The sequence below is a fragment of the Micromonospora salmantinae genome (genome assembly GCF_022230905.1).
Lineage (GTDB): Bacteria > Actinomycetota > Actinomycetes > Mycobacteriales > Micromonosporaceae > Micromonospora > Micromonospora salmantinae.
In genome coordinates this window covers 448,574-465,988 of sequence record NZ_JAKKFG010000004.1, presented here as the reverse complement: position 1 = coordinate 465,988, position 17,415 = coordinate 448,574, and the positions used below count along the sequence as shown (strand labels likewise).

The window sequence follows — 17,415 nt, the reverse complement described above, 5'->3', positions numbered from 1 at the left end:
TTACCGGAGGTCGCCGGCACCGGTGGATGCCGGCGACACCGTGACCGCGGTCAGGACGGCCCCATCCGCTCGCGCAGGCTGACCGGCCGCAGGTCGGTCCACACCTGCTCCACATGTGCCAGACAGTCGTCCCGGCTACCGGAGAAGCCCTCGACCCGCCATCCGCGCGGGGGCTCGTGCTCAGTTGGCCAGACCGAGTACTGCCCCTCGTCGTTGCGGACCACCTGATGTGTCGGCTCGCTCTGGGACATGGCGACGTGCCTCTCTCTCCTCGTTGGGGGGTCAGGACCGCTGCTGGTCGAGATCGGCGGCCAGCGCGCGAACGGTCGGCGTCAGGTAGAGCTGGCGCATCGAGAGCGCGGGCAGCCCGCGCTCCCGCATCGCCGACCCGATCCGCACCGCGTAGAGCGAGTTGCCGCCGAGCGCGAAGAAGTTGTCGTCGAGCCCCACCGACACGCCCAGCACCGACTCCCACACCTCGGCGAGGTCTCCGGACAGCCCCGCGGGCTTCCCCGCCGTGGCCTTCGGCGGCGGGGCAGGCGTGGCCGGCGCGGGAAGCCGGTCGGGGTCGAGCTTGCCGTTGCCGGTCAGCGGCAGCGCGTCGAGTGCGGTGAGCGTGGTCGGCACCATGTATTCCGGCAGGATCCTCGACGCCCGCCGGCGAACCGCCTCGGTGTCCTGGCCATCGAGCACGACATAGGCGTCGATGCGTACCGTGGCGGCGTCCTTCAGCGCATCGCCGCTGACCAGCACCGCAGCCGCCCGGACGGCCCGGTCGTCCAGCAGCACGTTCCGGATCTCGTCCAACTCGACGCGGAACCCCCGCACCTTGACCTGATCGTCGAGCCGCCCCAGGTGCTCCAGGGAGCCATCGGGCCGGAACCTGCCGAGGTCGCCGCTGCGGTACCGGCGGCCTTCGAGAAACGGATCGGGCTGGAACCGTTCGGCGGTGAGTTCCGGGAGCCCCAGGTATCCGGACGCGACTCCCGCGCCACCCACCCAGATCTCACCGGTCACCCCGGTGGGCACCGGCCGACCCTGTGGGTCGAGCACGTACAGCCGCCATCCGGGCAGCGCCCGGCCCACCGATCGGGTCCCGGCCAACGCCTCCCGCCGGGTCACGGTCTGGGCTGTCGCGTGCACGGTGGTTTCGGTGATCCCGAACATGTTCACCAACCGGCAGCGGTCCTCCGGGTACCGGTCGAACCAGCCCAGCAGGACGCGAGTGTCCAACGGCTCGCCGCCGAACACGACGAGGCGCACCGCCAGGGGTGCCGCGCTGCGCCGGTCCGCCTCCATGAGCTGGCCGAACGCCGACGGCGTCTGGTTGAGAACCGTCACCCGCTCGCGCACCAGCAACTCGTGGAACTCGGTTGGCGATCGGCTGACGTCGTAGGGCACCACCACGAGTGTCGCCCCGGTGAGCAGCGCCCCCCAGATCTCCCAGACGGAGAAGTCGAACGCGCTGGAGTGGAAGAGCGTCCACGTGTCGTCGGGATGCAACGCGAAATCGTCCCGGGTGGCGGCCACCAGGCCCGTGACGTTGCGGTGCGGAACCTCGACCCCCTTGGGGCGGCCGGTCGATCCGGAGGTGTAGATGACGTACGCCGCGTCTCCCGCCCCTCGCCGCGGGACGGCCGGCCCGCGCGCGCCGCCCGCCCGGACCAGCTCCGCCACGCCCAGGACCGACCCGTCGCCTCCGGGGAAGTCCGGCAGGTCTGACACGACGACGCGGAGACCGGCGTCCCGCACGATGTGGGCGCGCCGTTGCGGGGGGTGGCTCGGGTCCATCGGGACGTACACCGCGTCGGCTTTGAGCACCGCCAACATAGTCACGACGAGGTCCAGGGACCGGTCGAGGCAGATGCCGACGTGGTCACCGGGCCGCACTCCCCGCAGGCGTAGCCCCGCGGCGACGAGGTCGGCCCGGTCGCGGAGCTGCCCGTACGTCAGGGCAGCGTCGCCGCGACGGAGCGCGACGGCGCCGGGGTCGCGCTCCGCCCACTCGTCGAAGAGCGCGTCGATCCGACGCGGGCGCGGCGGCGCGCTCTCGGGTGCCAGCCCGAGGGCCAGTTGGCGTGCCCCCGCTTCGGCGTCGAGCAGGTCGAGGTCGCGTACCAGGCCGTCGGGGCGCTCGGTGAGCTGTCGGTGCACGAGGGCGACGCACTCGGCGAAGGCGCGTGCCGCCGCCGCGCCGACGTGCCGGACCTGGTGCCGGACCTCCACGTCCGTCGTGCCGTCCGCCCCGGGGGCCAGGACCAGGGTGAGCGGAAAGAGCGCGCTCTGACAGGGGAGTTCGGCGGGGATGTCCGCCTCTCCCGCCGCGGCGGCGACCTCCAGCACCCCGACGTCCGGCCTCCGTTCCGCTGTGTCCTGCGGGGACACGTCCGGCGAGGTCGAGAGCGAGTCGAGCAGGTCCTCGTTCGAGCGGACCCGGGACAGGTCGACCGTCAGCACGGCCACCTCGTCGAAGGCGCCGAGTGCCTCCGACGCCCGGGAAGCCGGGGACCGCACCCGTCCGGTGCGCACCACCTCCCGCCCCTCGTACCGGCTGAGAACCACGGCCGCCGCCGCGCTCAGGCTCGTGAGCGGGTCGCCGGCGGCGGCCCCGAGGGGAAGCCGGAAGACGTCCGTCCGGTCGCCGGCCTGGGCGTCGCCCATCCCCCACTCCACCCGGCGACCCCCGCTCGGCGTACGGCGTGGGGTAGCTGTCACCCCGGCGGGCAGCGGTTGCGCGGTCAGCGGGTCCGGACTGCGCCGCCCGGTGAGCACCTCGGCCAGCACGCGCAGCGAGGGCGGGTCCAGCGTGCCGCGATGGCCGGTCAGTACGAGGTCGCGCGAGGCGTCGGCGTAGGTCAGCACCACCGCGCGCAGTACGGGTCCGGTCCGGCTCACCGGTCGATGCATCTCGGTACGCAACCGGTGCCGGGCGAGTGGGGTGCCCCGGGCCGACGGCACCGCTTCGCTCCACAGCGTGGGCGTACGGTCGGCGGGAGCGGGCCACCACCGCCGCACGGCCGTGTCGAACCGGTGGCGTAGCGCTTCGGCGTCGACGTCCTCGGTGAGCCGCACCGCAAGCGCGTGACAGAGCGCGGACTCCGGGGTGTCCACCCCGACGATCCGGGCGAAGCCGGGTTGCGTGAACGATGGGGTCACTCTGCTCAACTCCACGGGTCAGCGGGCGGTGAAGCCGCCGTCGACGGTCAGGACACTGCCGGTCACCTGGCGTGATTCGTCCGACGCGAGCCAGAGGGCGGCGCCGGCGACGTCGTCGGGCTCGATGAGCGTGTTCATCGGCTGCGCCTGGACGAACGTCTCCTCGTGCTCGGCGACCGGTACGTCGAGGGACCGCGCGATCTCGGCGAGCATCCGTCCCTCCACGCGCGGGTCATCGCGCACCGATCCGGGGCAGAGCGCGTTGACCCGGACCCGGCGCGGCGCGTAGTCCAACGCGACGGCCTTGGTGAGCCCGATGATCCCGTGTTTGGCAGCCACGTAACCCGCGAAGTGTCGGTAGCCGACCAGGCCGGCCGTGGAGGCGATGTTGATGATGCTGCCCGAGCCGCGCTCGGCCATCCGGCCGCCGACCGCTCGGATGGTCCGCCAGGCCCCGCTGAGGTCCACGTCGATCATCAACTGCCACTCCCGCTCGGTGATCTCGTGTGCGGCACGTCCCGAAGGAGCAGCGATTCCCGCATTGGTGACGAGGACGTCGAGCTCGCCGAAGCGCCCCACCGCCTCCGCCACGGCCTGCTCGACCTGCGCCAGGTCACGTACGTCCACCGTGCCGGTGAGCACGCCGGCACCCGCTTCCCGGCAGAGGTCCGCGGTACAGGCGAGCTGACTGGCCGAGCCCAACGGGTACGGAACTCCGGGCAGGTCCGCGGCGATGTCGAGCAGGGCGAGGTCGGCCCCCTCCCGGGCGAAGGCGACCGCGACGGCCCGCCCCAGTCCGCGGGCGGCCCCGGTGATCAGCGCGGTCCGGCCGGCAAGTCGCATGGTCACCGCCTCACCCGACCTCGACCGTACGAAGTTCCGCGGCGATCAGGTCGAGCAGTTGACCGGGCTGCTCGGTGAGGTACATGTGGCCCCCGTCGAGTTCCGACGTGCGGAGCCCGCCGGCGGTGGCCTCCGCCCACTGGGCGATCTGGGCCGCGCTGACCAGCCCGTCCTGCCGGCCCCGCAGCGCACTGATCGGCGTCCTGAGCCTGCGCTCCGAGGTGGGACGGTAGGACTCGTGCAGGCGTACGTCCGCCCGGAGCGTGGGCAGCAGGAGCTCCCTCATCTCGGGGTCGTCGAGGGCTGCGTGGGCGTAGCCGGCGATGACGCGGACCTTCGCGAGGAACTGTTCCTCGGGTAGATCGCCCACCCACTCGGTACGCCCCGACCGCGGTCCGGGTGAGCCGCTGACGAAGAGCCGTTCCAGGCGCACGCCGGCGGCGGCCTCCAGCCGATGCGCGAGTTCGTACGCGAGCACGGCGCCCATGCTGTGCCCGAACACGGCGACGGGCGCCCCGGCGGCGAGATGACCGGTCACCAGGGCGCACGCCTCGTCGGTGGCTTGCGCCGCGTCCGTGTGCGGCGGCTCCACGAAGCGTTCCTCCCGGCCGGGGAGCTGGACCGGCAGGATGCGCAGACCCTGCGGGGCCTGCCGCTGCCAGGGCCGGAAGAACGCCGCGCCGGCTCCAGCGAAGGGCAGACAGATCAGCGTGGTCTCGTCCACAACATGCGCCTCTCTTCCTCGGGGCAGCAGGCGCCGGTCCCGGCGCCCGCAACCTGCTCAGGTGTACGGAGATCGCGCCGTCATCTGGCCCGTCGCGCGATCCGGACGATGGCCGGCGGAGCCGGGTCGGCGGCACCTTCCGCGTCGATCCAGGCGGCGAGCTCGGCAACGGTACGCAGCTGAAAGATCTTGCTCACCGGTAGCCAGACCCCGCTGCCGGCCTGCACGTCGTTGACCACCCGGGCGGCGAGGAGGGAGTGACCACCCAGGCAGAAGAAGTCGTCGTCCGGGCCGACCGATCCCACGCCGAGCAGCCGCGCCCAGATGTCGGCGACGAGCCGCTCGGTCGCTGTTCGCGGCGGCGACGTGGCCGCGCGTTCGGTGGTCCACTCGGGAGACGGCAGGGCTGCGACGTCGACCTTCCCGTTGCGGGTCAGCGGCATCGTCGCCAACCGGACCACCCGCTCCGGGAGCATGTAGGCGGGCAGGTTCCTGGCGAGCAGTTCCCGCAGCGCGGTCTCGTCGAGCCGGTCGCCCGTCGGCACGACGTACGACACGAGCCGTTCCTGGCCCTCCGGGTCCCGCCGCAGCATCACCTTGCACTCGCCGACGTGGCCGGTGGCCCGCGTCCTGGCCTCGATCTCCCCCAGTTCCACGCGATAACCACGGATCTTCACCTGGTCGTCGCGACGGCCCAGGTAGTGCAGCGTGCCGTCGGGCGTCAGGCAGGCCAGGTCGCCGGTGCGGTACATCCGACCGGGCTGGCCGGTGCAGTCGGGCAGGAAGCGCTGGGCGGTCAGTTCGGGACGGTTGACGTATCCGGCGGCGAGCGCCGGGCCGGCGATGTGGAGCTCACCGGGCATCCCGATCGGCGTGGGGTGACCCGAGCGGTCGAGGACGTAGAGGCGGGCACCGTCGATGGGTCGCCCGATGGGCACCGGACCGGTGTCCGGGGGCGAGGTCACGGTGTGCACGCAGCAACCGACGACGGCCTCGGTGGGCCCGTACTCGTTGATCATGACGGTTTCCGGCGCGGCCCGCAGCCAGGGCGCCGTCTGCTCGTGGTGCAGGGCCTCCCCACCGACGACCCAGGTCCGAGCGGTCGCCGCGGCACGCGCGACGCCCGGCCAGGTGGAGAGCAGGCCCAGGTGGGCGGGCGTCACCTTGACGAAGGCGAACCGGTGGTGGCCGGCGAGCAGGTCCGCCAGGCCCTCGGGCGGCGCCACCACGATCGTCCGGCCTGCCGCCAACGGACAAAGGAGGCTGGTCAGGCCGAGGTCGAAGGCCAGCGACGAGTGCAGCGGCACGCCGCCGTCGGCCCCGGTGAGGTACCGGTCGACCGCCCACCACACGTAGTGGGCCAGTGGGCCGTGCTGGACCCGCACGCCCTTCGGCTCACCGGTCGACCCGGAGGTGTAGATGATGTAGGCGACGTCCTGCGGGTCGGTCACCACGTCCCCGGTGGTCGGTCCGGTGGTCGTCACCAGGTCGGGTCGGACCACGGGCAGGTCGTCCGCCCACCCGGGCCGGTCACCCGTCACCACCAGCACCGCCCCGGCGTCGCGGACGATGAACCGTAGGCGCTCTTCCGGCTGACCCGGGTCCAGGGGAAGGTAGACCGCCCCGGCTCGCCAGACCGCCAGCACAGTCACCACCGCCGCCATGCTGGGCGCAAGGCTCACGGCCACCACGGACCCGGGCCGGACGCCACGTTCGATCAGGCCCGCTGCCAGGCGGTCGGCACGCTCGGCCAACTGGCGGTAGGTGATCATACGGTCGCCGTCGCGCACGGCGACCACATCAGGGGTACGACCGACGGAGGCGGCGAACGCCTCGGGCATCGGGGTCCGCCAGGTGCCAGCGGCGGGCCGCCCCGCGTGCCTCTCCAGGTCCCGCCGCTCGTGCTCGGGGAGCATGGCCAGCTCCCGGACCGAGGTGTCGGGATCGGCCGTCGTCAGGGTTTCGAGCAGGGTCAGGAAGTGGTCCAGGATCCGCCGCGCCACCACGCTGGTGAACCGTCGCCCGTCGTGCCGCAGCACCACCTCGCCCGCCTCGGGGCGCAGCACGAGCGTCAGGGGGAAGTGCGGGCTCTCCAGCACCTCGCCGGGGGTGGACCGCGCGGTGCCCCACTCGGCCGGGTCCGCCAGCGGATAGCTCTCGGACACCACTATCGAGTCGAAGACCAGCCGCCCGGTCGGTAGGCCGGCGAACTGCAGCGCCTCCGACAGCGAGGTGTCCTGGTACGCGCGCAGCTCGGTGAGCCGGCCGTGCACCGCCTGGATGAGAGCCACGGCGGTGGCGTCACCCGGGACGCGGAGCCGCAGCGGCAGGGTGTTGAGGAACGTGCCCACCATCTGCTGCGCATCGACCAGCGCGTCGGGTCGACCGGCGAAGACGGTGCCGACGACGACATCGTCCGCGTTGGTGTACCTGGCCACCTGGATGCACCAGGCCGCGTGCAGGACGGAGTTCAGGGACACCTGACGCGTGCGGGCGAGTGTCCGCAACGAACCGAGCAGCCGCTCGGGCAGGGCGTGCCGCTCCTCTCCCCAGCCCTCGTCGGTGCGGCGTTCCAGCTGCCCGATCTCGATCTCACGGGTGTCGAGGTCCCGCAGCTGGTCCTGCCAGAACAGCTCCTCGGACCACCGGTCCCGGCCGTCGCGCCAGGCGAGCAGGGCGTGCACCGGTGGTCGCGCCCCGGGCATCGGTTGCTGCGGATCGCACAGGTGCGCGTACGTCTGGGCGAGGTCCCGCCATGCGAGGGCGAGACTGATGCCGTCCAGCAGGAGGTGGTGGTGGGTGAAGAGGATCCGCAGCCGCTCAGGGCCGAGACGGACGACGGTCCACCGGCACGGCGTCGGCGCGTCCAGGCGCAGGCCACGGCTCCGGTCGGCGCCCAGCAGGTCCCGCCACCGCTGGTCCTGCGGATCCGCACCGTCGGGGGTGAGGTCCAGTTCGGTGTAGTCGGGGCGTACCCGGCTGGTCACCACCTGGACGGGCTGCTTGATGCCCTGCCACATGAACGCGCTGCGCAGGGCTGGGTGCAGCTCGTGCAGGAGTTCGACGGCGCGGCGCAGCAGTCGCAGATCGACCGGTCCGGTCAGGTCGCGGAAGGCCTGCACCAGGTAGTGGTCGGCGTCGGGCTCGCTCAGACAGTGCACCAACATGCCGTGCTGGGTGCGGGTCAACTCGTTGACGGCCTCAAGCGTGGGCATCGTCGTCCCCTCCGTCGATCCGGGCGATGGCCGCCGCGATGGTGCTCAGGTCGCCGGCATCGAGCCCGAGGCGACCGGGGTCGACCGCGATGTCCCCGCTGGCCCGCTGGGTCTCGTCCGCCGCGTCGCAGAACGCGTGCAGGTGGCGGTTGAACGCGCTGGCGAGGTTCCGCACGGTGACCGGGTCGTCCAGCTCGGGCACGTGCTCCCACTCGGTCCGGAGGCCCTCGGTCGACACGAGACCGACGACGTCGAGTCGGTGGGAACGCACGTTCCGCTCCGCCGAGTCCAGTGCCACCTGCACGGGCGCGACGGTCAGCGCGGTCCCCCGGTGGTCGTCGAAACGACCGAGATAGTTGAACTTGACGGTCGGGGTGGGCAGGGCTGCCAGCTCGGCGCGGAGGTCGGGGTCGGCGGCCTGGTACCGCAGCATCCCGTACCCGCTGCCCCGGTGTGGGATCCGGCGCAGTCGCGCGCGGACCGCCCGGAGGACCTCCAGTGGACCGGCGTCGGCCGAGGCCTCGAAGTGGACGGGGAAGATGCTGGTGAACCAGCCGACCGTCCGTGACACGTCGAGGTCGTCGGTCAGGTGGTCGCGGCCGTGGCCCTCGAGATCGATGAACAGGCCCTCCGTGCCGTGGTTCTCGCGGACGGCCAGCCAGAGGGCGGCGACGAGCACCTCGTCGATCCGTGCGCCCAGGACGCGGGTCGTGTCCCGCAGCAGGTGCTGGGTGGTGGCCGGGGCGAGGGTTGCGGTGTGTCGTCGGGCCGATCCCGACGTGCCGGTGCCCGGACCCGGCCATTGCGGGCCGGCCGGTGGGGAGTACTGGGTGCTCCAGTAGCGCCGGTCCGCCGCCAGGGCGGGGCCGGCGGTGAGCGGCGTCAACGCTCGCGCCCAGTCGAGGATCGAGTTGGTGCGCGCCGGCAGGTCGGCCGGGCGTCCCGCACGGGCGGCGCGGTAGGCGGCGTCGAGGTCGTCGGCCAGGACCCGCCAGGAGACCCCGTCCATGACGACGTGGTGCAGGGCGAGGACGAGCCGGTCGCCCTCGGAATGGCGCAGCACCGCGGCGCGTACCAGGCGGCCGGCGCCGACGTCGAGCGTCCCGCTGGCGGTGGTGATCCAGGCGGTGAGCTGGGCGTGCCGGTCGGACCCGACCCCGAACTCGACCACGTCGAGCGGCGCGTCGGGCGCGATCGGGCGGATGGTCTGCGTTCCGGTCGCGTCGAGGCGGGTACGGAGCGCGTCGTGGTGTGCCAGCACCGCGTGCAACGCGGTCCGGGCCGCCGGTACGTCGATCGGGTCCGACGCGTCCAGCACCAACGGCATCGACCAGTGGTCGGGCACCGCCATGTCGTACTCGAGGAATCTCCGTTGGATCGGGGTCAGCGGCGCCGTCCCGTACGCGGGCTCCTGGTCGACGGCGAGGACCTGGCGACCCTGGACGATCGGCGCCAGTCGGGCCACGGTCCGCAGGGTGAACAGGTCGTCGGTGGTGAGCCGGAGCCCGGCGTCCCGGGCAAGACTGATCACCCGCAGCCCGAGCAGCGAGTCACCGCCCAGCTCGAAGAAGTCGTCGTGCACCCCGACGGGGTAAACGTCCAGCACCGTCGCCCACAGGTCGACCAGCGTCTGTTCCGTCTCGTCGCGGGGCGCGGTCCACGGGGCTTCCGCTGCCAGCGGAGGCCCCGCCGTCCGATGCAGGGCAGGGAGATCCGCCTTGCCGTTGGCGGTGACCGGCACCCGGTCGACCAGCCGGATCGACGACGGGATCATGTATTCCGGCAGGTGGACGGCGAGGGCGTCGCGCAGGCCGCCGAGGCTGACCGTGGCACCCGGCCGCAGGCGCAGGAAGGCGATCAGCCGGTCGGCCCCGCCGGAGGTCTTCTCGGTGCTGACGATGGCCTCGACGACCTCGGGCACGTCGCACAGCCGGCTCTCGACCTCGCCGAGCTCGATGCGGAAACCCCGCACCTTGACCTGCCGGTCACGTCGGCCGCAGTACTCCAACTCGCCGTCCGGGTGCCGGCGGACCAGATCCCCGGTGCGGTAGATCCGGTCCGGTCCGTCGGGGAGCGGACTGGGCAGGAAGACTTCCCGGGTCAACTCGCTGCGGGCGAGGTAACCGGTCGCGAGGCCCACGCCGCCGAGGTACAACTCCCCGACCTGACCGTCCGGGACCGGGCGCAGATCCTCGTCGAGGACGAGCGCGAACATGTTGTCGATGGGTCGGCCGATCGGGACGTACCGCCGGCTGTCGTCGCGCTGGCAGGTCCACGCGGTGACGTCGATCGACGCCTCGGTCGGGCCATACAGGTTGTGCAGCTCGGTGTCGAGGAGATCGAGACAGCGGTCCTGGGTATGCCGGGGCAGCGCTTCGCCGCTGCAAAAGACGTGGCGAAGCGATCCGCAGCCGCCGACCCCGGGTTCGTCGAGGAACGGCGTCAGCATGGCGGGCACGAAGTGCACGATGGTGATCGCCTCCCGCCGGATGAGGTCCGACAGGTACCTTGGGTCGTGGTGACCCTCCGGACGGGCGGAGACGAGGGTCGCGCCGCTCAGCAGCGGCAGGAAGAACTCCCAGACCGAGACGTCGAAGGTGTACGGCGTCTTCTGCAGGATCCGGTCGGTCGCCCGGATGTCGTACGCCCGGCGCATCCAGAGCAGCCGGTTGACGACACCGGCGTGGCTCAGCACGGCGCCCTTCGGGCGGCCCGTCGAACCGGAGGTGTAGATGACGTACGCCGGATCGGTGGGATCGCTGTCGCCGGGGCGGACGAACTCGACCGGCTCGTGCCGCCGGGGCTCGCCGTCGAGAGGCACCACGGGCAGCGTCCCCGCGAAGCGGCGGCCCAAGGGCTCCGGCGCCAGCACCACCGCTGCCCGCGACTCCTCGAGCATGTACCGGGCCCGCTCGTCCGGGCAGTCCACGGCGATGGGCAGATAGGCCGCCCCACTCTTGAGAATGGCCAGGAGCGCCACGCTGAGCTCGACGGACCGTGGTGCGCAGACGGCGACGATCTGACCGCGCCCGACGCCGTACTCGTCCCGGAGCCGCGCGGCCCACGAGTTGGCCCAGGACTCCAGGTGGGCGTAGCTGAGGCTGCGGTCCTCGGACACGACGGCGGTGGCGTCGGGAGTCGCCAGCGCCTGGCGGCTGATGAGATCGTGCAGCAGGTGGGCGGGCTGGTCCGGCACCGTCGGCCCGGATCCGGCTGCCAACCATCTCGTGAAGGACCAGTCGCGTGGGGACGGTTCGGCGTCCCGTGCTGCGGCGGCTGGGCTCAGTGTTTCGGCCGGTATCGCCATCGGTGTCCTTCCATCGACTCGTGGGGCTGCGCCGCGCCGTGCGGATCGGATCGCCGACGCGGCGTGGCCTAGCCCACGCCCTGGTGCATTCGGATCGCCATCGGTCGGCTTTCGCGCCGGCATCCGGGCCGGGCGTACCGCCCGTCCACCTCCCTGGCCACCGGCCAGGCGCCGATCGCCAGGGTGAGCGCGTCGGCGACGAGGTCCGCGCCGGAGCAGCCGAGGTGGCGCGTGAGTCGCGCGCCGGGGCACACGTCCACGTCCAGGACCTCGATGCCCTGGGGCGTCAAGGCGAGTTCGGTGTGCGCGACCCGCCACCGCACGCCCAACACGTCGAGGCACCGGCTGACGAACCGGGTCAGCACGGTCCGCTGGTGCTCCGGGAGCCGGGTGGGACGGGTGACGGTTGCGGCGAGCCGGCGGTCGACCCCGAAGGGGGCACCCGTCGCGATGTTGTCCCAGAGGCCGAGGTGGTGGTGCGCCCGGTGCTCGTTGACGGTCAGCACCGAGATGGATGCCACGCACCCCGCCGCGGCCTGCCGACCGAGAGGCGACGGGCGCGTCTCGAGCAGCAGGCCGCTCCATCGGCGTCGGCGGGCGATCTCACGCTGGACGTCAGCGGCGTCGGCGATCAGCGACGCCCTCCCGGCGGCCTGGTGCTGCCGGGACCGGAGCACGCGGACGCCGCTCGACGCCGCGACGATACGGCGAAGATCGTCCGGTGTGTCGACCGGTTGGCTCGCGATAGCGCTGAGTCCATGCCGGGCCAGGGTGGTACGGACGGCGAGCCGGTCCCAGCATCCCTCGATGGTCATCCGGGGTGCGCCGAGCTGCCGCGCGATCCGGTCCGCCTGTTCCAGTCGCGCGTCGTGGAACGTGGTCACGCCGCGCAGGTCCAGTCGGGCCACGATCTGCGGCAGACTGTCGCTGGTGGCCACCGCGACGGGAAAGCGCGTCGCCGCGGCACGCACGCTGGCGGGATGTTCGCGGGCGTCCCGCGCGTCGATGAGGATGACCGGGCGGCACCGGCTTCCGGCGGCCCGTTCGATGTCGCCGAGGCCCGCGGCGCTACGAGGGGCGTGGAGCACACCGACGCGGGGCAGGTCGGTCATGCCGCCGCTCCCGGGTGGGTGGTGTTCGTGGCGGTCCAGGCCGGCGTAGGGTCGCCTGGTCGGTGCGCGTGCAGGAGGCTGAGCGGCCCCCGCTCGTACTCGTTCATGGGAGTCCTTCGGTCCGATGGCGGATGGGCCGCTCAGGTGGCGATCCGTGCGATCCTGGGCCGGGCCAGGGCGAGATAGTCCGCCGTCCGCAGCGCCATCGACAGGTCGAGCCGCCCGGCGTTGAAGTACAGCTCGTCCTGCAGGACCAGATTTCGGTCGACGATCAGATCGAGTTCCGGGTCGAAGGCGAACGGGATGATGGATCCGCTGACACTGCCCGCGAGGCGTTCGGCGACGTCCCGCTGGGCGAACAGCGCCTTGGTGCCGCCGGCCAGGCACCGGACCGCGTCGAGGTCGACGCGGCGATCTCCGGGCACCACGGCGAGGACGTAACGTCGGGACCGCTTGGTCAGGCCGACGCGGATCACGAGGCACTTGGCCGCCTGCGCGAGATCATGCTGACGGAGGCGACTCACCAGCTCGGTGCATCCTTCGGCCCGGTGACGCATGAGCCGAAAGGGGGTGCCCGTGATCTGCAACCGCTGCATCAGGCGATGATGCGCGGTCTGCCGGTCACCCGCTGTCGGAGTGTCGATGTCGAGACGGGCCTGCACGTTCACGGTGCGGCTCCTTCCGTAAGCCCGGCCGTTGCGCCAACGGTCGACCGAGGCGCTATCGGGGCGCATTCACGGCGACATCGTGCTGCCGATACCGCACTCGTCGGGCACGCCCGACGCGCCTGGTCAGTGCGGAAGGGCGGACTCGGCGACGGTCCTGCCTTGGGCGTCGGGCACCCGGGGAGTGGGCGTCAGCCGTAGGTAGGCCACGCTCGCGAGCGCGACGACCGCGGCGGCGCACAGCCAGACCGTGGCGACGCCGACGCTGTCCACGATCGCGCCGAACCCGAAGGAGGCGATGACCGCACCGGCGCTGGTGCTCATCGAGTACGCCGACAGGACGCTGGCCCGCCGGCCGGCGGGACTGGCGCGATGCAGCAGTGTCTGGTTGAGGGGGGCGCGCAACTCCAGAAACAGGTACACGAACAGGAAGGCGGTCGCGGCGACGGCGAAGGTGGGAGCGACGGCCAGCGCGACGATCGCGGCGGCGAGGAGCGTGAAGAGCGCCCCGCAGACGATCCGCGCGCGGCGGGCGGCGGCGGCCGGTAGCCGGGCGGCGATGAGCGAGCCGATGGCGCCGACCAGTGTGGAGCCGGCGACGAGCAGCCCGGCCATTGTGGTGGTGGCCGACGGATCGGCCAGGAGATCAGCAAGGGCTGGCTGCCAGAACGCTTCCACCGCACCGATACCGACGCCGACCGCGAGGCCCGTGATGAGGATCAGGCGCAGGTTCCCCCGCTGGACCGAGAAGGTCACGCTCTCGCGGATGACGCCGGGAACGCTCCTCAGCTCGGCCAGTCCGGCCCGGGCACTCTTGCTGCCCTCGCCACCGCGCACCAGCGCGAGCAGCGCGACGATCTGGAGCAGACCGCAGAGCACCGCCAGGACGAACGGCAACGCCGAGGTCGGGAGGTCGACGGGGAGTTGCCCCTTCGGCAGGAGGGACACGCCGACGGCGGCACCGGATCCGATGAGCACGGCCACGTTGGTGAGGAACATGGCGCCACCGATGGCGGGACGGACGTCGGCGGCCGGCTCCCGGGCGTAGACACGGTCGACGTACCACGCCTCGAGCGCGCCGGAGGCGAGCGCACGGCCGATGCCGCCCAGGATCATCGCGACAGTGAGGGCCACCATCGTCGGTGCCAGCGCGAACCCCAGATAGAAGGCCGTCTCGAGGAGCGCGGCGATGATCAGCACCGGCCGGTTGCCCAACACGTCCGCCAGCGTGCCGGTCGGCAGCTCGAGGAGCGCCGACGTGGCGTTGTAGACCCCGAACAGCACGCCGATCTGACCGAGGCCCAGGCCCCGGTCCAGCGGCAGCAGGGCCAGCACGGGCAGGGCCAGACCGAGGGGCAGCCAGCGGAGGAAATGGCAGGTCCAGTACGTCCTTCGCAGGCCGGTGATGTCGCCGCCAACTCGGGTGCGAGGGGTGCGGTCAGTCATCGGACGGTTCCTCTCGGGGCGTGACGGTCGGCTGGTCCTCGTCGGCGTCGGGTGGCGGCTCGTCCGGCACGCCGAAGGCGAACAGTCGCACCGGTCGGACCGCGGCGCCCGCCCGCTCACCGCCGTGGCGTCGTTGTGCCCGGGCCACCACCTGCCTGACTTCCTCCGCGACCTCGGTCAATTCCTCGGAGGTGAGCAGAACGGTGTCAGTGATGACGAAGGCCGCTTCCCGCCAGGAGCCGGGGTACCGCTCCTGCGCTGTCTCGTATTCGGAGAGCGCGGCCAGACCGTGCGCGGTCAGTTGGCGCCGCAGGGCCGCTGCCGCCGCGGCGGTCTCGGGGGTGGAATTGGCACCCGATGCCCAGCGGAAGCCACGCGCGACTGCCTGCCAGGGCCGGTCGCGTCCTCCGCCCGGTCGGGGCGCGTCGACGACGAAGCCGAACTTGGCGAGCTGGCTCAGGTGGTAGCTGGCCGAGGGTGCGGAGACTCCGAGCTGCCCGGCGAGTTCGGTCGCGGTGGCGGCGCCCTGCTGCGCCAGCAGGCGGAGCAGGGCCAGGCGCAGCGGATGCGCCAGCCCCCGCATGACGCGTGGATCGGTCAGATCCAGGTGGTCGGGAATGTCCGCCATCTATTCAAGATATCTAAAAAAAGAAACCTTGAAAAGCTCACGTCGGTACGTCGGGCCGCCACAGATCGTCCGGCGACAGCAGCCCGACCCGGTACTTGCCGACCGCGCTGGTCAGCATCTGGAGCTCGAGCGCCAGGCACCGCACGAGCCGCAGCAGGCCCTGGTCGGCGTCCTCGTCGACGGCCAGCAGCGCCGCACGCCCCAGCCCGACCGCTCGGGCGCCGAGCGCGATCGCCTTGGCGGCCCGCGCTCCCTCCCACATCCGTCCGCTGGCGAGTAGGCAGGCCGGGGTGTCGGACAGCCGGACGAGACACTCCCCCAGCGGCAGCCCGACGTGGTGCAGGAACGATGTCGGCGCCCATCCGGTGCCGCCCTCCGCACCGTCCACCGTGACCGCGTCCGCACCCGCCGCATGGGCGACGGCGACCGCCTCGGCCACGTCCCGACCCGGGAACAGCTTGACCCACGTCCGGCAGCGCGGATAGTTGTTGCGCATCAGCCGGATCTGGTGCCGGAGGATGTCGGCGGTGAAGGTGCCGGGGCTCGACGACCGCACGAATGACGCGTTCCGGTCGTCGTCGGCGACCCCGTTCAGGGTGCTGAGGCGGAACTGCTCCGCGAGCCGCGAGCCGTCGGCCCGGTCCACCAGCGTCATGCCCCCGAGCCCCGGCTTCGCCCCTTGGCCGACCTTCAGCTCGAAGCCGAGCCGGCCGGTCTTCAGCAGGGGTTCCACGGTCGGGTCACTGTAGAGGTGGTTCCAGACTTCGGCGTCCGCGTCCTCGGTGCTCTGTTGGACGACGACGCCACCCATGCCGTCGGGCACCTCGTCCAGATAGAGCCGAATTCGCTTGATCAACGTGCCGGCCAGCTCGGCCTCGTCGCGGTAGCCGTGCACAGGAGCGATGTTCTCCCCCACCAGCATCGGCAGTCCGAGCCGGGCAGCCTGCCGGCTGGCCGCGGCGGCCAGCCCGTCGTTGGCGACCCTGGTGGAGCCGAAGGCACAGACGAACACGGGTACCGGCGACCGGAACCCGCCGATGTCGGTGTCGAGGTCGACATCGCTGAAGAGGGGCTCGCGGCCGAGCTGAACCAGTTCGCCCAACCGGCCGGGCATGAACAGCGGCGGCGCCACGCGGAGCGCGTCCAGCCCGTCAGCGGGCACGGGAGCGCCGGCCCCGTACAGGGTCGTGCCGTACGAGTCCGCGGCCGGAAAGACCGTCCGCTCACCGTCGCGGGCTCGGGCGCGGACCTCCTCCTCCGGAAAGCCGGGTGCCCTGAGCAGGTCACTCATGGCGCCACCACGCCGGGCAGCTTGGGGAACGCCGTGGCCTGCCAGGTCGCCTCCAGCCCGGCGATCCACCGGGTCAGTCGCTCGACGCCGATCCCGAACCCGGCGCTCGCGGGAATACCGGAACGCACCATGTCGAGGTACCAGGCGTACTTGGCCGGGTTCTCGCCGGTCTCTCGCAGCCGGGTCACCACCTTGGCGTACTCGTACTCGCGCTCACTGCCGCTGCTGATCTCGCCGAACCCCTCGGGGGCCAGGAGGTCGAAGTTCAACAGCACATTGGGGTTCTCCTCGTCTGCCCGGTCGTAGAAACCCCGCGACCCCCGGGGATAGTCGGTCACGAAGAACGGCAGGTCGTACTCGCGGGACAGCAGCACCTCGGCGGGCCACTCGATCTCCGCCTCCGGGTTCTGGGGATAGTTCCGCCGGTGCAGCGCGGTCACCGCGACCGGGTGCGGCAGCACCGGGAAGGGCAGATCCACCAGCAGGCGAAGCGGCTCCTGATCGCGCCCCAACTCCTCCAGCAGCGCGGAGTGCTGGTCGAGGATCCGCCGCACCATGTGTTTGACGAGTCCCTCGGCGACGTGCATGGCCTCTTCGCGTCCGGCGTTGGCCAGCTCGACGTCGAGTTGGCGGAACTCGACCAGGTGCCGCGCGGTCGAGCAGACCTCCGGAGGTTCCAGCCGGACGTTGGCCGCCACGTTGAAGATGCGGTCGAAGGCGGTGAGCGAGGCCTGCTTGTAGAGGATGCCGCTGGTGGCCAACTTGAACCGGTGGCCGTAGTAGTCCACGTCGACCTGCTTTGCGCCGCGGACACCCGGGTCGGTCACCGGACCGATGACCGGCGGGAGCAACTCGACGAAACCCGCCTCGGTGAGGTACTCCCGGCCGGCGATGAGGAGATGGTGCTGAAGGCGCAGGGCGGCACGGGTACGGGGATCAGCGAGGTGGTCGCCCGGAGCGGGCGGTCCGACGATCGCCGGGTCCGACTTCTGGTGGTTTCCCAGGGTGAGCATGGATCTCCCTTTCTC

12 protein-coding genes and 1 pseudogene are annotated in these 17,415 nt (G+C 72.0%); all 13 read right to left on the bottom strand.

What is annotated here, in order from left to right:
* Positions 1-50 precede the first annotated feature (50 nt).
* Entirely contained in the window at positions 51-251 is a 201-nt protein-coding gene (locus PSH03_RS04485; protein WP_210780673.1) for an MbtH family protein, read from the bottom strand.
* A 31-nt stretch (positions 252-282) separates the two neighbouring features.
* Entirely contained in the window at positions 283-3,156 is a 2,874-nt protein-coding gene (locus PSH03_RS04480) for an amino acid adenylation domain-containing protein (protein ID WP_238688345.1), read from the bottom strand.
* An 18-nt stretch (positions 3,157-3,174) separates the two neighbouring features.
* Positions 3,175-3,999: a mycofactocin-coupled SDR family oxidoreductase gene (locus PSH03_RS04475; protein WP_210780719.1), complete on the bottom strand. Its 825-nt coding sequence runs from the start codon at positions 3,997-3,999 to the stop codon at positions 3,175-3,177.
* Between the two features lie 10 nt (positions 4,000-4,009).
* A complete protein-coding gene (locus PSH03_RS04470; protein WP_238688344.1) occupies positions 4,010-4,723 on the bottom strand; it encodes a thioesterase II family protein in 714 nt (237 codons plus the stop codon).
* 80 nt (positions 4,724-4,803) lie between these two features.
* Positions 4,804-7,938, bottom strand: coding sequence for a non-ribosomal peptide synthetase (locus PSH03_RS04465; RefSeq protein ID WP_238688343.1), 3,135 nt, complete (start codon positions 7,936-7,938; stop codon positions 4,804-4,806).
* Complete coding sequence (locus PSH03_RS33150) at positions 7,925-9,679, bottom strand: condensation domain-containing protein (protein ID WP_441005691.1); 1,755 nt, start codon at positions 9,677-9,679, stop codon at positions 7,925-7,927. Before PSH03_RS33150 ends, PSH03_RS04465 begins: the two co-directional genes overlap by 14 nt.
* Positions 9,668-11,245, bottom strand: a pseudogene (locus tag PSH03_RS33145) (amino acid adenylation domain-containing protein); the annotation flags it as partial. The gene PSH03_RS33150 and the pseudogene PSH03_RS33145, both read right to left, overlap by 12 nt.
* A 68-nt stretch (positions 11,246-11,313) precedes the next feature.
* Positions 11,314-12,357, bottom strand: a complete 1,044-nt coding sequence (locus PSH03_RS04455; RefSeq protein ID WP_238688341.1) for an ATP-grasp domain-containing protein — start codon at positions 12,355-12,357, stop codon at positions 11,314-11,316.
* A 140-nt stretch (positions 12,358-12,497) separates the two neighbouring features.
* Entirely contained in the window at positions 12,498-13,025 is a 528-nt protein-coding gene (locus tag PSH03_RS04450) for a YbaK/EbsC family protein (RefSeq protein WP_238688340.1), read from the bottom strand.
* A gap of 123 nt (positions 13,026-13,148) precedes the next feature.
* Positions 13,149-14,468, bottom strand: a complete 1,320-nt coding sequence (locus PSH03_RS04445; protein WP_238688339.1) for an MFS transporter — start codon at positions 14,466-14,468, stop codon at positions 13,149-13,151.
* Entirely contained in the window at positions 14,461-15,096 is a 636-nt protein-coding gene (locus tag PSH03_RS04440; protein ID WP_238688338.1) for a winged helix-turn-helix domain-containing protein, read from the bottom strand. The genes PSH03_RS04445 and PSH03_RS04440 overlap by 8 nt, the downstream gene beginning before the upstream one ends.
* 37 nt (positions 15,097-15,133) lie before the next feature.
* The gene (locus tag PSH03_RS04435; protein WP_238688337.1) at positions 15,134-16,387 is read right to left on the bottom strand and encodes a glutamate synthase-related protein; all 1,254 of its coding nucleotides are present in this window, start codon (positions 16,385-16,387) and stop codon (positions 15,134-15,136) included.
* A complete protein-coding gene (locus tag PSH03_RS04430; protein ID WP_238688336.1) occupies positions 16,384-17,400 on the bottom strand; it encodes an asparagine synthetase A in 1,017 nt (338 codons plus the stop codon). Before PSH03_RS04430 ends, PSH03_RS04435 begins: the two co-directional genes overlap by 4 nt.
* Positions 17,401-17,415: the final 15 nt, after the last annotated feature.

Excerpts from the sequence above, each read along its gene's own strand:
- PSH03_RS04485 (WP_210780673.1), bottom strand. The coding sequence starts at position 251 with ATGTCCCAGAGCGAGCCGACACATCAGGTGGTCCGCAACGACGAGGGG.
- PSH03_RS04475 (WP_210780719.1), bottom strand. The coding sequence starts at position 3,999 with ATGCGACTTGCCGGCCGGACCGCGCTGATCACCGGGGCCGCCCGCGGA.
- PSH03_RS04465 (WP_238688343.1), bottom strand. The coding sequence starts at position 7,938 with ATGCCCACGCTTGAGGCCGTCAACGAGTTGACCCGCACCCAGCACGGC.
- PSH03_RS04455 (WP_238688341.1), bottom strand. The coding sequence starts at position 12,357 with ATGACCGACCTGCCCCGCGTCGGTGTGCTCCACGCCCCTCGTAGCGCC.
- PSH03_RS04445 (WP_238688339.1), bottom strand. The coding sequence starts at position 14,468 with ATGACTGACCGCACCCCTCGCACCCGAGTTGGCGGCGACATCACCGGC.
- PSH03_RS04440 (WP_238688338.1), bottom strand. The coding sequence starts at position 15,096 with ATGGCGGACATTCCCGACCACCTGGATCTGACCGATCCACGCGTCATG.
- PSH03_RS04435 (WP_238688337.1), bottom strand. The coding sequence starts at position 16,387 with ATGAGTGACCTGCTCAGGGCACCCGGCTTTCCGGAGGAGGAGGTCCGC.
- PSH03_RS04430 (WP_238688336.1), bottom strand. The coding sequence starts at position 17,400 with ATGCTCACCCTGGGAAACCACCAGAAGTCGGACCCGGCGATCGTCGGA.